13 protein-coding genes are annotated in these 14,287 nt (G+C 62.5%); 8 read left to right on the top strand and 5 right to left on the bottom strand.

Features of this window, described 5'->3' with window-relative positions:
* Position 1 precedes the first annotated feature (1 nt).
* Positions 2-874: a hypothetical protein gene (locus AC3IQ7_RS07170; protein WP_099379470.1), complete on the top strand. Its 873-nt coding sequence runs from the start codon at positions 2-4 to the stop codon at positions 872-874.
* 30 nt (positions 875-904) lie between these two features.
* Here the strand turns inward: AC3IQ7_RS07170 and AC3IQ7_RS07175 are convergent, their stop codons facing one another.
* On the bottom strand, positions 905-1,807 hold the full coding sequence (locus AC3IQ7_RS07175) for a LysR substrate-binding domain-containing protein (protein WP_489208723.1): 903 nt from the start codon (positions 1,805-1,807) through the stop codon (positions 905-907).
* A gap of 103 nt (positions 1,808-1,910) precedes the next feature.
* On the opposite strand from AC3IQ7_RS07175, the gene AC3IQ7_RS07180 reads away from it, so the two are divergent.
* Positions 1,911-3,185 (top strand): MFS transporter, encoded by a 1,275-nt coding sequence (locus AC3IQ7_RS07180; protein WP_489208724.1) that lies wholly within the window; start codon positions 1,911-1,913, stop codon positions 3,183-3,185.
* A gap of 6 nt (positions 3,186-3,191) precedes the next feature.
* On the opposite strand, the gene AC3IQ7_RS07185 is transcribed toward AC3IQ7_RS07180, so the two are convergent.
* Positions 3,192-3,845 carry a hypothetical protein gene (locus tag AC3IQ7_RS07185; RefSeq protein WP_489208725.1) on the bottom strand — a complete coding sequence of 218 codons (654 nt, stop codon included), beginning with the start codon at positions 3,843-3,845 and terminating at the stop codon, positions 3,192-3,194.
* Positions 3,846-4,012: 167 nt separating this feature from the next.
* Between AC3IQ7_RS07185 and AC3IQ7_RS07190 the strand changes: the two genes are divergently transcribed.
* Positions 4,013-4,339 carry a hypothetical protein gene (locus AC3IQ7_RS07190; protein WP_070257487.1) on the top strand — a complete coding sequence of 109 codons (327 nt, stop codon included), beginning with the start codon at positions 4,013-4,015 and terminating at the stop codon, positions 4,337-4,339.
* On the opposite strand, the gene AC3IQ7_RS07195 is transcribed toward AC3IQ7_RS07190, so the two are convergent.
* Positions 4,340-5,215, bottom strand: coding sequence for a LytR/AlgR family response regulator transcription factor (locus tag AC3IQ7_RS07195; RefSeq protein ID WP_489208726.1), 876 nt, complete (start codon positions 5,213-5,215; stop codon positions 4,340-4,342).
* A complete protein-coding gene (locus AC3IQ7_RS07200; RefSeq protein WP_489208727.1) occupies positions 5,212-6,315 on the bottom strand; it encodes a sensor histidine kinase in 1,104 nt (367 codons plus the stop codon). The genes AC3IQ7_RS07195 and AC3IQ7_RS07200 overlap by 4 nt, the downstream gene beginning before the upstream one ends.
* 198 nt (positions 6,316-6,513) lie before the next feature.
* Between AC3IQ7_RS07200 and ugpQ the strand changes: the two genes are divergently transcribed.
* Positions 6,514-7,254, top strand: coding sequence for a glycerophosphodiester phosphodiesterase (gene ugpQ, locus AC3IQ7_RS07205; RefSeq protein ID WP_489208728.1), 741 nt, complete (start codon positions 6,514-6,516; stop codon positions 7,252-7,254).
* A 148-nt stretch (positions 7,255-7,402) separates the two neighbouring features.
* Here ugpQ and AC3IQ7_RS07210 read toward each other — a convergent pair whose 3' ends face one another.
* Entirely contained in the window at positions 7,403-9,460 is a 2,058-nt protein-coding gene (locus tag AC3IQ7_RS07210) for a TonB-dependent receptor domain-containing protein (RefSeq protein ID WP_489208729.1), read from the bottom strand.
* Positions 9,461-9,617: 157 nt separating this feature from the next.
* Between AC3IQ7_RS07210 and AC3IQ7_RS07215 the strand changes: the two genes are divergently transcribed.
* From AC3IQ7_RS07215 to AC3IQ7_RS07230, 4 genes are all read left to right on the top strand, one after another.
* Positions 9,618-10,070 carry a Fur family transcriptional regulator gene (locus AC3IQ7_RS07215; RefSeq protein ID WP_102294849.1) on the top strand — a complete coding sequence of 151 codons (453 nt, stop codon included), beginning with the start codon at positions 9,618-9,620 and terminating at the stop codon, positions 10,068-10,070.
* 121 nt (positions 10,071-10,191) lie between these two features.
* Positions 10,192-12,804 (top strand): alanine--tRNA ligase, encoded by a 2,613-nt coding sequence (alaS, locus tag AC3IQ7_RS07220; protein WP_489208730.1) that lies wholly within the window; start codon positions 10,192-10,194, stop codon positions 12,802-12,804.
* Between the two features lie 235 nt (positions 12,805-13,039).
* The gene (locus tag AC3IQ7_RS07225; RefSeq protein ID WP_010395510.1) at positions 13,040-13,267 is read left to right on the top strand and encodes a sulfurtransferase TusA family protein; all 228 of its coding nucleotides are present in this window, start codon (positions 13,040-13,042) and stop codon (positions 13,265-13,267) included.
* A 243-nt stretch (positions 13,268-13,510) separates the two neighbouring features.
* The gene (locus AC3IQ7_RS07230; protein ID WP_099379460.1) at positions 13,511-14,260 is read left to right on the top strand and encodes an electron transfer flavoprotein subunit beta/FixA family protein; all 750 of its coding nucleotides are present in this window, start codon (positions 13,511-13,513) and stop codon (positions 14,258-14,260) included.
* Positions 14,261-14,287: the final 27 nt, after the last annotated feature.

Here is a 14,287-nt window from a genome sequence, read left to right on the forward strand (position 1 = left end):
AATGCTGCCAGCAATTGTTGTAGAGAATCTTCCGCGCCTGGTGCGCGCCATCAAATTGTTGCCGAACGATCCGCGCGAGGACGCGGCGCTGGACCTGGCCGACGAATTGACGGGCATCACGGCCATGGTGGCCGAGAAGTTCACGAATGAACGCACGGCCGACGGCATCCAGAAAGCGCTGTACCTGACGGTGGGTGGCGTGTCGCTGGGCCTGGAGCAGGCCGTCACGCATGAAGGCGACCAGGCCGCGCTCGACTTCCTCGTCGAGCACGGTGCCGAGCACGCATTCCAGGTGGGCTTCCGCCTGATCAAGGAATTGTCGCAGCTGCCGGAAGACGCCCTGGTGGGCGAGTACGACCAGGACCCCGTTTACCTTGCGCGACGCCTGCGCGAGCTGTTCATCGATATTTGCCAGGCCGACCCGAACCAGAACTGGGCCGGCTATGAAAAGTATGCCGTGCAGTTGCAACAGCGCAAGGAAGTGCAAGCCGTCGTGCGCCTGGCCGGCTGGCTGCGCCGTCACCACGACAACGGCCCCGTCAGCGACAGCGACTTGAATGCCGAGGGCGTCATCGCCCTGGCCATCATCTTTGCCATCGAAGGCGGCGGGCGCATCATCGCGCGCACGGGTCAGAAGGAGTTTGAACGCTTTGTGCGTTCCGTGCGCAAGAACAAGCCCGACTTCGAGGAAGGCTGGGCCGCCCTGGTGGCCAAGGTGCCCGTGCAGCACCACCCCGTGTTGCTTGACCGCATCGCCTCGTACCGCCGCAGCTGCACTGTCGTGCATAAAATCCTCACGCGGGCCAGCATGAAGAGCCTGTTTGAGGATCTGGAAAACTATGCGGGTTCGGAGCTGGACGCCGACTACTCGTAAAGCAGTGCACGTAGGCCGGCGCCTGCTGGCCTACGCTCCCCCTTCCAGCGCCGCTTCCTCGGCCAGTTTCACGAATGCCGCCACCAGCGGCGACGTCTCTTCTTCCCGTTGTGCCAATAACAGACTGGTGGTCGCCTGCGGGTCGGCGATCGGGCGGTAGCACACGCCATCCATGCGGATGCGGTCGAACGAGGCGGGCAGCACGGAAATGCCGCAGCCGGCCGCCACCAGGCCGATGATGGTCGACGCTTCGCCCGCTTCCTGCGCCACCTGGGGCACGAAGCCGGCCGCCTTGCACAGGCGGAAGATCTGCGGATAAATTCCCGTGCCTGCATCCTTGGGGTACATGACAAAACCTTCGCCCGCCATGTCGGCAATGGCAATCGCATCCTTGGCCGCCAGCGCGTGGGCGACGGGCAGCACGAGGAAGAGCGGATCTTTGCGCAACTCCGTCAGGCGGATATCGTCCGGATACGTCGTTTCCGGCGGGCGCACGAAACCCAGGTCCATGGTGCGGCCGCTGATCGCTTCCAGCTGATGCAGGGTCGCCATTTCGTGCAGGGTCAGGGTGACGTGGGGATACTGCTGGCGGTAGCGGTTGATGACGGTGGCGAAATACGGCGTGAACGGCGTGGAAAAGGTAAAACCGATGCGCAACTCACCCGCTTCGCCCCGCTGGGCCCGGCGCGCCGTCACGGCTGCCTGTTCCGACAGGGCCAGGATGCGCCGCGCATCATCGAGAAACAGCGCACCCGCCTGCGTCAGCCGCACGGAGCGTTTGTTGCGTTCGAACAACTGCGCGCCCAATTCCGCTTCCAGCGCCTGGATCTGCTGGCTCAGCGGCGGCTGGCCGATGTGCAGGCGTTCAGCCGCGCGCGTGAAGTGCAGCTCTTCGGCGACGGCGACAAAGTAACGCAGGTGGCGCAGTTCCATATAAGTAATATTTTAAAAGTATGAGTTGGGCCTTGAATATATATTGGACGATATGAGTTGGCAATCCTAAGATGAAGACTCGCTCCTTCTTCGAAACACGGCCATGTCTGATTCATCGCTTGCCTTTGCCCCCGCTGCCCCATCCGCCATTCCGGTTTCTGCTCCAGTTCCCCGCACGGCCATCGCCAAGGGTTCCATTGAATTCAAGCGCAGCAACCGCGCCCTGTTCTTTGGCGGCTTTTCCACCTTCAGCTTGCTGTATTGCATCCAGCCCCTGTTCCCGCTGCTGTCGCACCAGTTTCATCTGACACCGGCGCAAAGCAGCTGGTCCTTGTCCGTCTCCAGCGGCTTGCTGGCCATTTCCTTGGTGCTGCTGAGCGCCGTCTCGGACAGGGTCGGGCGCAAACCGCTGATGGTGGCGTCGATGTTTTCCGCCGCGATTCTCACTATTTTGTCCGCGTTTGCGCAGGATTATGCGCAGCTGTTGGCGATCCGCGCCGCGCTGGGCGTGGCCCTGGGCGGCATGCCGGCCGTGGCCATGGCGTATCTGGGCGAGGAAATCGAGGGCCCGTCCCTGGGCCTGTCGATGGGGCTGTATATTGCCGGCAGCGCGTTTGGCGGCATGTCGGGACGGCTGGTGGCGTCCATGCTCAGCGATTTCCTGTCGTGGCGCTGGGCGCTGGGCGTGCTGGGCGTGGCCGGCGTGCTGGCGGCGGCGGAATTCTGGCGCAGCCTGCCCGCGTCGAAGAATTTCGTGCCCAGTACAAAAGGCTGGAATGCCTTGCCGCACGCGATAAAACAGCATTTTTCCGACCGGGGCTTGCCATGGCTTTTCTGCCTGGCGTTCGTGCTGATGGGCTGTTTCGTCAGCCTGTATAACTACATCGGCTACCGCCTGCTGGCCGCGCCGTTCGGCTTGCGCCAGAGCACGGTCGGCTTGCTGGCCTTCCTGTACCTGATCGGCATCTTCAGTTCCGTCTGGGCGGGCCGGCTGGTGGACCGGCTGGGGCGCCGGGGCGTGCTGTGGATCATGCTGTCGGTGATGCTGTCCGGCATTTTATTGACCCTGTTCGACTTGCTGCCGCTGATCGTCATCGGCATGGCGCTGGCCACTTTTGGCTTCTTTGCCTCGCACTCGATCGCCAGCAGCTGGGTCAGCCGCCGCGCCCGCGCGCCGCAGGCCCTGGCGTCGGCCTTCTACCTGCTGTTCTATTACCTGGGTTCGAGCCTGATCGGTTCCGCCTCGGGCATGATGTGGGGCTTCGACGGCTGGACGGGCGTGGTCATCATGCTGGGGCTGTGCCTGGGCGGCGGCGTGCTGATCGCCTTGCGCCTGCGCCATTTGCAGCCGCTGGGGGCGCGTGACGCGGTGGGCTGAGTGCGGCTATTTGGGGCACATGCCGATCATCGTTTCCCCCTGCTTGCCGGCGCGCGTGGTCACGCACAAGGTGCCCAGCGCGCTGGTGATTTTATACGTGCGGCTGCCCTTGGCCTCATTGGCGCCGATCTCCTCGATCTTTGAGGCCTCGTACCATTTCGGCGGCACGGCCGCGTAGGCCTCGGCAAAGCCCTGCTGCATGCGCTTGAAGCCCGTGTCCTCGAATTTCTCCCCGCCCCGCTGCGGGAATTCCTTGCGTAAATCCTTGTCGATCTTGCCCACGTCGCGCTTGGCTTGCGCCAGGATATCGGCTGCGCTCGGTGGCGTGATGGCCGTGATCGCTTCTGGCATTGCTGGCGCTGGCGCCTGCTCGGCGGCGGGCGGCGGCAAGGGGCGGCTGACGGGCGCCGCAACTGTTACCGGCAGGCGCGGCGGACGCGTGGCGGCTGGTGTTGCACTGGGCAATGGCCGGGGCTTGGACGGCGCAGGGAGCGTGTGGCGCAGCCAGGTGATGGCCGGGCCTTGCGGCAAGTTCTCGTCCGTGACGGCGCGCGGCCGCGATTGCAAGACAATATATGCCAGGCCCCCGTGCAGCAGGACGATCAACAGCAGGCCGGGAGCGCGGCGGGGCAGGGGTGGCAGCGAGGTCATGGAGGACATGGTGGTTCAGGTACGCCAATGTATCTGAAGGATTTGATAATTATCTAATATGTCACAAGCGCTTACAAAAAAGTGCCGAGTGGAAATTTCGATGCCATGGCCGTGAGCGGGGAACCCTGTGCCAGCTTCGCGATCCAACTCGGATACCACGCGAACAGGAGATCATCATGATGCAAGTAAAGGAAGTGGCACGGCGCTTCGGCGCCATCGAACACGCGATCGGCCAGGCGGCCCAGTTGTGCGGCAAGCAGCAGGGCATGCCGATGGACTTGAAGGATTGCATCAACCAGCTGGACCAGCAAAAGAACGCCGTGCGGCAAGCCATCGACACGCAAGACGATGCGCGCATCCGGCAAGCCGTCGACCAGATGGAATCCTTGGGTGACCGCGCCAAGCGGGCCTGCGGCACGGCGGCCAGCGTCACGCCGGAAATGAAGAGCGCCGTGCTCAAGGTGCACGATGAATTGTCGGACCTGAAGCACCAGCTACATTAGCTACATCTGGCGGAACAAATGCGCATATAAAGGGCTGACGCGCAGTTGCGCCGGGTGTTGGCGCAGGGTCAGCGACAGCTTGCCGGCCTCGTCGCGCACGGCCGTGGCAATGGCGCTGGCGTTGACGATGGTGCCCCGGTGAATTTGCCAGAATTGTTGCGGGTCCAGCTGGGGCAAGAGTTCCTTCAGGCTCGTGCGTATCAGCGCCTCGCTGTCCTGGCACACGACGTTGATGTATTTGTCCAGCGCTTCGAAATACACGACGTCGGCCAGCGCGATCATGCGCACGTTGTTACCGACGGCCGCCCGTATCATTTGCAGGCGCGGGGCGGGCGGCAGCATGGCTTGCAGCTGGCTCAGCAGGCGAGCCATGTTGTCGTCGCTGGCGGATTCGGCTACCTGCAGCGCTCGCGGCACCGGCTCGGCTGGCGCTGCTGTTGCCGTGGCTGCAGCAGTGCCGTTGCCAACGCTGCTGTCGCGCAAGCGCTGCTGCAGGCGTTCCACCGTCTTGCCCAGTCGCGCATCGTTGACGGGTTTTAAGACGTAATCGGCGGCCGCGTGCTCGAAGGCGGCCAGCGCATATTCGTCATAGGCGGTAACAAACACGATGTGGGGGAACGCAATGCCGTCCGGCCACTGTTCCGCCAGTTCCTCGGCCGCTTCCAGGCCCGTCTTGCCTGGCATCTTGATGTCGAGAAAGAGGATGTCGGGTTGCAGCGCCAGGCCTTGCCGCAAGGCTTCCACGCCATTGGGGCAGGTGGCAACGATGTCGAGCTCTGGCCACAGCCGCTGCAAGGCGTGCGCGAGGGCGGCGGCGAGTATCGGTTCGTCTTCGGCGATCAGGGCGCGTGGCGCGCGTGGGGTGTATTGGCTCATGCGAGGGGACTCGTGATGGTGGATGGAAGGGGGAGTGTCAGGCGGGCGGTCGCGCCTGCCGGATGGTTGGCGATCAGCGACAGGCTGGCGGCATCGCCATGCATGCCGCGCAGGCGTTCGCGGATATTCGCCACGCCCAGGTGCGTGCCCTTGGTCTGGCCCGGATGGTCGAGGCCCAGGCCATCGTCGCTGACGGTGAGAATCAGCACGCCAGCGTCCGTGGATGCCTGCACATGGATATGGCCGCCTTCGATCTTCGGTTCCAGGCCGTGCTGGATGGCGTTTTCCACCAGCGGCTGCAACAGCATGGGCGGCACCTTGACTTGGCGCAAGGCCTCGGGCAAGTCCAAGGTAAAGCGCAGGCGCGCGCCCATGCGGATCGACATCAGGCCCAGGTAGGCTTGCATCAGGGAAAATTCCTGCTCCAGGGTGGTGGAGTCGGCGCGCGAGGAAGAGAGCGTGGCGCGCAGATACTGGATCAGCTGGTCGAGCAGCAACTGGGCGCGCTCCGGGTCAAAGCTGATCAGGCCTTGCAGGTTGGCCAGGGTATTGAACAGCATGTGCGGTTCGATCTGCGCCTGCAGCAGTTGCAGCTGGGCCTGCATGGCCTGGCGCGCCACGGATTCGGCGCGGGCTTTTTCCTGGGCCGCCTCCATTTGCAGGCGGGCGATTTTTTCGCGGCTGCCAAAGAACAGGATGGCCGCTCCCGCCGCCGCCAAGGTGAACACCGTCATGCCGACATTGCGTGACGACATGGAGACGGGCGCGGGAACGTCGATATTGGCCAGCCAGCCGAACAGCATGGTGCCGCCTACCTGTGCTACGGCGGCGCTGACGATGATGAGGGCAGTGAAGGGCAGCCTTGGGGGGCGGCGTCCCTCGCCCCACCAAGCCAGGCGGATGCCGTCGATCAACAGGAAGGCGATGCCGCCTATGCACATGGATGCAAGCAGGTTGAGCCAGAAGCTTTGCCCACCGCTCAGCACGAAGGTAATGAAGAGAGCGCACAGGACATTGAGCAGTAGCGCATAGCGGGCATCGCCCAGCAGGCGCCGGTAGGGAAAGCTCGTCTTGCGGGGGACGGTGTCGGTAGGGTGCATGCGGGACAGCTTTCAGATGGGCGCTCGGGTTGGCAATGCGGCAATTATGGGCGGCTCTGCATGCGGGTGCAACGCCGCTGCGACGAAACAGGGCTGGCATGGCGCCAATCGCCTGATCGCGTCCTTTACATGGTGGCGCTTGCACGCGATGATGGCAAGACGTCTTGATCGACAATCTCATCATCATAAAGGAACACCATGTGGCCCTATCCACGCACCCTGGCGCACCGCGGCGGCGGCACCCTGGCGCCTGAAAATACCCTGGCCGCCCTGCGCTGCGGCCTTGCCTACGGCTACCGCGCCGTGGAATTCGACGTCATGCTGGCGTCCGACGGCGTGCCCGTCGTCGTGCACGACCCCGAGCTGGGCCGCACCGTGGCCGGCAGCGGCCAGGTCAACGATTACACGGCTGCGCAGCTGGGAGCAATGGAGGCGGGCGCCTGGTTCGGCCCCCAATTCGCGGGCGAAGGCGTACCCGCGTTCGAGGCCGTGGTGGACTATTGCAAGGCGCAGCGCATCTGGATGAATATCGAAATCAAGCCGGCGCCCGGCTTCGACGTGCCCACGGGCAGTGCCGTGGCGCGCGCCACGCGCGAACACTTTGCGCAGGAAATCGCGGCTGGCGCATTGCTGCCGCTGCTGTCGTCGTTCAGCATTGACGCCTTGCAGGCGGCGCGCCAGGCGGCGCCGGAACTGGCGCGCGGCTGGCTGGTCGAACAGATACCTTCTGATTGGGCGGAAAAGGCAAAGGAACTGGGCGTGGTGGCGATCCATTGCGACCACCGGCAGCTGACGCCGGTACTGGCGCGAGAGGTAAAGGCGGCGGGATATGGACTGTTCTGCTACACCGTCAACACCCCGGAGCGGGCCAGCGAGCTGCTGGCCTGGGGCGTGGACGGGTTTTGTACGGACAGGATAGATTTGATCAAGGCAAGCTGACAACCTCCTGGCTTAACAACGCCTGACAGAAGCGTAGCGAGCGGAAGTGAGCGGAAGTGAGATATGGCCGAGAAGCGCAACTGTGCTATAGCACAGTGAGCATCGCAGGCCGTATATCACGACGCGCAGTAGCTTATGTCAGGTGTTACTAGAAAGTTACGCGCATGCCTACTGTCAAATTGCGCCCCATCAACGGTGCCGCATTCTTGATAAACGAGGTGTGGCTGTACGCCAGTTCATTTGTCAGGTTATTTGCCTTGATGTAGAACTGGGCTGGCGTCGTGCCGATACGCGTGTCGTAGTTGGCGGAGAGGTTGAGCATGTTGTAGCCCGGCGTTGCCGTTTCGAACGCGGCCACTTTATCCTGCTTGCCCACGCGGTAGAGTTCGGCCACGCCGCTCCACGCCTGCCAGTTGGCATCGACCTTCACGCCGATGCGCTGGGCCGGGATGCGCGGCAAGTTGCCGCCATCGTTGGCCAGCTTGGCCCGTACGTAGTCGCCGAACACGCTGGCGCCGAACATGGGGTTCAGTTGCTGGCGGATCTGGCCTTCGACGCCCGTGAACGTGGCGTCGCGCTGGGCGTACTGGATCAGCTGGAAGCCTTCGTGGTTGTCCAGGGTGGAGCCGAAGATGTAGTTGTCCACCTTGTTGCGGTAGGCGCTGGCCGAGAAGGTCGTGGCGCCCGCATATTTGCGCAAGGTCAAGTCGATATTGTTCGACGTTTCCTTGCCCAGGTTTTCATTGCCCAGCTCATACGTGGCCGTGGCCATGTGCACGCCGTGCGCATACAGTTCCTCGGCGCTGGGCAGGCGGTGGGTGCGGGAAATGGTCGAACCGAGCGAATATTGCGGCGCAAATTTCCACACGGCGCCCAGGGAAATCGAGGTGCCCTTGGCGCTGCGGTCTTGCAAGGTGGCACTGTCGACCGTGATGTCTTGCCATTCGTGGCGCAAGCCCGCTTCGAAGCGCCATTGGTCGAGCTTGTATTCTTCCACCAGGAAGGCTGCGTGTTTCTTCGTGACCGTCGGCGCCACGTACGCTTCCTCGCCCAGGGCCGAGAAATCGCGCTTCGACGTTTGCAGGCCGACTACGCCGCGCCAGCCGAAGACGGGATGGTGTTCCATTTCCAGGCGCGCATCGTGGCCCTTGTTTTTAAACGTGGTGGCGATTTCCGTGCCTTCGATTTCATCGTGCTTGTAATCGGTGAACGCGGCGCGCAGGCGCAGCTTGGCGAAGCCGGGCACGGGGTCGCGCAATTCGCCGCGCACATCCCAGCGTTCGCTCTTCAGTTTCACGTACGGCACGCTTTCGTGTTCATGCTCGTGCTCGTGTTCTTCTTCGTCGCCATGGCCGTGGCCCTCGTGGCCGCCGCAATGCAGGTGCGTGCCGTGCGGGTGGCAGCTCTCGAATTCGTGGTTGTGGCCAGGCAAGCCGTATTCCGCGTTCTGGCTGGTGAAGGCCAGGCCCAGGAAGCCGCGCTGACCTACCCATGACACGCCCACGCTGCCCGTGTCCGTCTTGTTGTAGCTGCCGCCTACTGTCGAGCCGCCTTCCCAGCCGCTGCCGACCTTGTATTCTTTCGCGTCGCGCTTGACGCCTTCCGCGTGGAAGGCGATGTTGCCGGAGCCGCCAGTCACTTCAAAGGCGCCTGCCTTTTCACGCGCCGCCGAGTTGGCGCGCACTTCCGCGCTGCCTTCAAAGCCTTTTGCCGGCACGCGCGTGGGGATTTTCTTGTCGATTACATTGACCACGCCGCCGACAGCGCCGCCGCCGTAGGCCAGCGCGGACGGGCCGCGCAGCACTTCAATCTGTTCCGACAGCATCGGTTCGGCTGCGACAGCATGGTCGGGGCTGATGGTCGAAGCGTCCTGCACTTCGGCGCCATCGGACAGCACTTTCACGCGCGGACCATCCATGCCGCGGATGATGGGGCGACTGGCGCCGGCGCCGAAATGGCTGGACGTGATGCCGGGCTGGCCGGCCAGCGTTTCGCCGAGGGTCGCTGCCCTTGCCAGCACCAGTGCCTCGCCTTCGAGTACGGTGACCGGCGTGCTCATGTCGTCGCTGCCCAGGGCCAGCGCGCTGGCCGAGACGGTGACGGCAGGCAAGGTTGTCGCCTGCTGCGCCAGGGCGCTGGCAGGGGCGGCAAAGGCCAGCATGATGGCCAGCGCGAGGGGAGTGGGTTGGTGAGGACGGACGGACATGGGCAAGATTTCCTTATCGGCTATCGGTGTTGGCAGGGTTGGGGCAGCGCGTGACAGGTAAATGCCTGCCCTAAGATGATAATGATAACCCATTATCATTACTGTGTGACAGTTTTTCCGGGCGGTAGATATAGGCGGATGGTGTATTCTGTCGGCTATGGAACGCACAACACGTCAAAAAACCGCTATTCAAGCCGCCATCGAGTCGGCCCAGCGCCCCCTGTCGGCGCAGGAAATCCTTGAACAGGCCAGCTTGCAAGTGACGCAACTGGGCATCGCCACCGTTTACCGCAACTTGAAGTCGCTGGTGCTGGAAGAGAAGGTGCACGTGGTGACCTTGCCGGGCGAAAACCCGCGCTATGAGTCGAATGCCGTCGCCAATCACCACCACCACCATTTCCAGTGCACCACCTGCCAGCGCGTGTTCGACGTGCATGATTGCCCGGGTGACTTGAAGCGCATGGCGCCGCAAGGCTTTGTTGTCGAGCGCCATGAACTGACCCTGTACGGCCGCTGCGCCGACTGCAATGCCGCCGCCGGCACCACGGGGGCCGCCGCCAAGGCCAAGCCCGCGCCACACGCCTGCGCCAGCCACCACGACCCGGCCTGAGCGGGCAGGCCGGTATCCGTGGGCAGGCTTGCAACAATGCTGCCTGTCCGGCGCCAATTCCCGTACCCAGATCACGTATAATCTTCCCTTTAAAGCTGCCGCCACTCTTTGCCAAAAAAACATGAAATCAACTGAAATCCGCGACAAGTTCCTCAAATTTTTCGAGTCCAAGGGCCATTCCATCGTCCGTTCCAGCTCCCTGGTGCCAGGCAACGATCCGACCTTGCTGTTGACGAACAGCGGCATGGTGCAATTCAAGGACGTGTTTACGGGTACGGACAGCCGTCCGTACACGCGCGCCACCTCGGTGCAGCGCTGCGTGCGCGCCGGCGGCAAGCACAATGATCTGGAAAACGTCGGCTACACGGCGCGCCACCATACCTTCTTTGAAATGCTGGGAAACTTCAGCTTCGGCGACTATTTCAAGCGCGACGCGATTCAATACGCGTGGGAACTGCTGACCAAGGTATATGGCTTGCCGGCTGACAAGCTGACCGTCACCGTCTACATCGAAGATGACGAAGCGTACGATATCTGGGCCAAGGAAATTGGCGTGCCCGTCGAGCGCATCATCCGCATCGGCGACAACAAGGGCTCGCGCTACGCTTCGGACAATTTCTGGCAGATGGCGGACACGGGCCCATGCGGTCCGTGCACGGAAATCTTCTACGACCACGGCGCCGACATTCCTGGCGGCCCGCCGGGTTCGCCTGACGAAGATGGCGACCGCTTCATTGAAATCTGGAATCTGGTGTTCATGCAGTTCAACCGCGACGAAGCGGGCGTCATGCACAAGTTGCCGAAGCCATGCGTCGACACGGGCATGGGCATGGAGCGCCTGGCCGCCGTGCTGCAGCACGTGCATTCGAACTATGAAATCGACCTGTTCCAGCACCTGATCAAGGCTGCCGCGCGCGAAACGGGCGCCACGGACCTGGAAAACAAGTCGCTGCGCGTGATCGCCGACCACATCCGCGCCGCCGCCTTCATGATCGTCGACGGCATCATTCCGGGCAGCGAAGGCCGCGCGTACGTCTTGCGCCGCATCATCCGCCGCGCCTTGCGCCATGGCCACAAGCTGGGCCAGACGAAGCCGTTCTTCTACAAGCTGGTGGCTGACCTCGCCATCGAGATGGGCGGCGCCTATCCGGAGCTGGAAGAAGCGAAAGACAACGTCGCCAACATGCTCAAAGCCGAGGAAGAACGTTTCGGCGAAACCCTGGAAACGGGCATGAAAGTACTGGAAGCGCAGCTGGCCAAGGATGCCACCGGCATTGACGGCGCCACCGCTTTTACCTTGTACGAAACCTACGGCTTCCCGCCTGACCTGACGGCCGACATCTGCCGCGAACGCGACATCACCTTCGACCAGGCCGGCTACGACGCGGCCCTGAAGGAAAGCCAGGAACTGTCGCGCAAGGGCGGCAAGACGCACAAGGACAGCAAGGTCGAGTACACGGGCGAGAAAAACACCTTCGTCGGCTACGATCAACTGACGTTCAGCAGCAAGGTCGTGGCGCTGTACGCAGCCGGCACGCCAGTACAGGAACTCAAGGCCGGTGAAGCGGGCATCGTCGTGCTCGACACGACGCCGTTCTACGCGGAATCGGGCGGCCAGGTGGGCGACCAGGGCGTGATCGCCTCGGGCGCGGGCAGCTTTGCCGTCAGCGACACGCTGAAAGTCCAGGCCGACGTGTTCGGCCACCATGGCGTGCTGGAATCGGGCGTGCTGAAGGTAGGCGACGCCGTTTCGGCGCAAGTCGATACGGCCAAGCGCGCGCGCACCATCCGCAATCACTCGGCCACGCATTTGATGCACAAGGCCTTGCGCGAAGTGCTGGGCAGCCACGTGGCGCAAAAGGGCTCGCTGGTCGATCCGGACAAGACCCGTTTCGACTTCAGCCACAATGCACCGATGACGGCCGAGCAAATCGCCGCCGTGGAAACCATTGTCAATAAAGAGATCCTGGAAAACCGCGCCACGCAAGCGCATTTGATGTCGTTTGACGATGCCGTCAAGCATGGCGCGATGGCCTTGTTCGGCGAGAAATACGGCGACGAAGTGCGCGTGCTCGACATCGGCAGCTCGAAAGAGCTGTGCGGCGGCGTCCACGTGCAGCGCACGGGCGACATCGGCCTGTTCAAGATCATCGGCGAAAGCGGCGTGGCCGCCGGCATCCGCCGCGTGGAAGCCGTGACGGGCGAAGGTGCGCTGGCGCTGGTGCAAACCATCAACCGCCGCCTGGTCGAAGCGGCCAATGCCCTGAAGGCGCAGCCGGAAGAGCTGACTGCCCGCATCGTCCAGGTGCAGGACCACGTCAAGGCGCTGGAGAAGGAACTGGCCGCGCTGAAATCGAAACTGGCGTCGGGCCAGGGCGATGAACTGGTCACGCAAGCCGTCGACGTCAATGGCATCAAGGTGCTCGCTGCCGTGCTGGACGGCGCCGACGTGGCCCGCTTGCGCGAAACCATGGACAAGCTGAAGGACAAGCTGAAAACGGCCGCCATCGTGCTGGCCAGCGTGGCGGACGGCAAGGTCAGCCTGATCGCCGGCGTGACGGCGGACGCGACTTCCAAGGTCAAAGCGGGCGAGCTGGTGAACTTCGTTGCACAGCAAGTGGGCGGAAAAGGCGGCGGACGCCCCGATATGGCGCAAGCGGGCGGTACCGATCCGAGCGGCCTGGCGAACGCCCTGGCAGGCGTGCCGGCCTGGGTCGGCGAACGCGCAAAATAAGGCGTAAGCTAGGAGGCATGCGGGGTTTTCGCCCCACAGCCCCTTGAAAACGGCCCGCAGACACTGTTTGTGGGCCGTTTTGCCGTGTGGAATCTCGTTGTGACACCACAACAGCCGATGAACTATTTTGGTGCAGCGCGTCAATGCCCCTGATTTAGAGTAGTATGTCGAAAATCAGTACAACAAAAATGGCGGGATATTGATGATGAGCGACACACTACTTGATACCGAGATTATGGAATTTCACAAAGAACTCGACGCGCGGGGCTTGAATTGCCCCTTGCCGATTCTGAAGGCGAAAAAGGCTTTGTCAGAGCTGCAGAGTGGGGAAGTGCTGCGCATCATGGCAACCGATCCCGGTTCCGTGCGCGACTTCCAGGCTTTCGCCAAGCAAACGGGCAACGCCCTGCTGTCGCACGTGCAGACGGGCACCGAATTTGTCTTCCTGATGCAACGCAAATAATTCTGCCAGCCGGGGCCGCCGTGGCGCGGCCTGGTTTTCCTTTCCATGCCGGCTCTTTTGCTGCCCTGCAGCGTAGCGGCGGTCTCCCCTGAAATCCTCAAAGCCGGACAGTTTAGATGGATTGCTCTAACAAAAAATCGCACGATCGTGCTTAAATTCGGTTCAGGATTCAAATTTCTCTTATAATCGAACGCACAATCAGCACTTGATCCGTCATTTTTATAATTTCCCAAAGGCATAGCTATGAAAGTCTTGGTACCCGTCAAACGCGTGGTCGACTATAACGTCAAAGTCCGCGTCAAGAGTGACGGCACTGGCGTCGATACCGCCAACGTCAAAATGTCGATGAACCCTTTCGATGAGATCGCACTGGAAGAAGCGATGCGCCTGAAAGAAGCCGGCAAGGTCACTGAAGTGGTCGCCATCTCCTGCGGCGTGACGCAGTGCCAGGAAACCCTGCGCACGGCCATGGCCATCGGCGCCGACCGCGGCATCCTGGTGGAAACGACGACCGAACTGGAACCGCTGGCCGTCGCCAAGCTGGTGAAAGCCCTGGCCGAGAAAGAGCAGCCGCAACTGATCATCCTGGGCAAGCAAGCCATCGATGACGACAGCAACCAGACCGGCCAGATGCTGGCAGCCCTGCTGGGTTGGCCGCAAGCCACGTTCGCTTCGAAAGTCGTGCTGGAAGACGGTAAAGTCACCGTTACCCGCGAAGTCGACGGCGGCCTGGAAACCCTGGCATTGACCTTGCCAGCAATCATCACCACCGACCTGCGCTTGAACGAGCCACGCTATGTGACCTTGCCGAACATCATGAAGGCAAAGAAAAAGCCGCTCGAGACCGTCAAGCCGGAAGACCTGGGCGTCGATGTTGCGCCACGCCTGAAGACCCTGAAAGTCGTCGAGCCAGCCAAGCGCTCGGCCGGCATCAAGGTCCCGGACGTCGCTACCCTGGTCGCCAAGCTGCGTACCGAAGCCAAAGTCATCTAAGCGGCTTTGCCGTCTATCCAGAACAAT

The organism is Janthinobacterium sp. GL_088 (assembly GCF_057837845.1).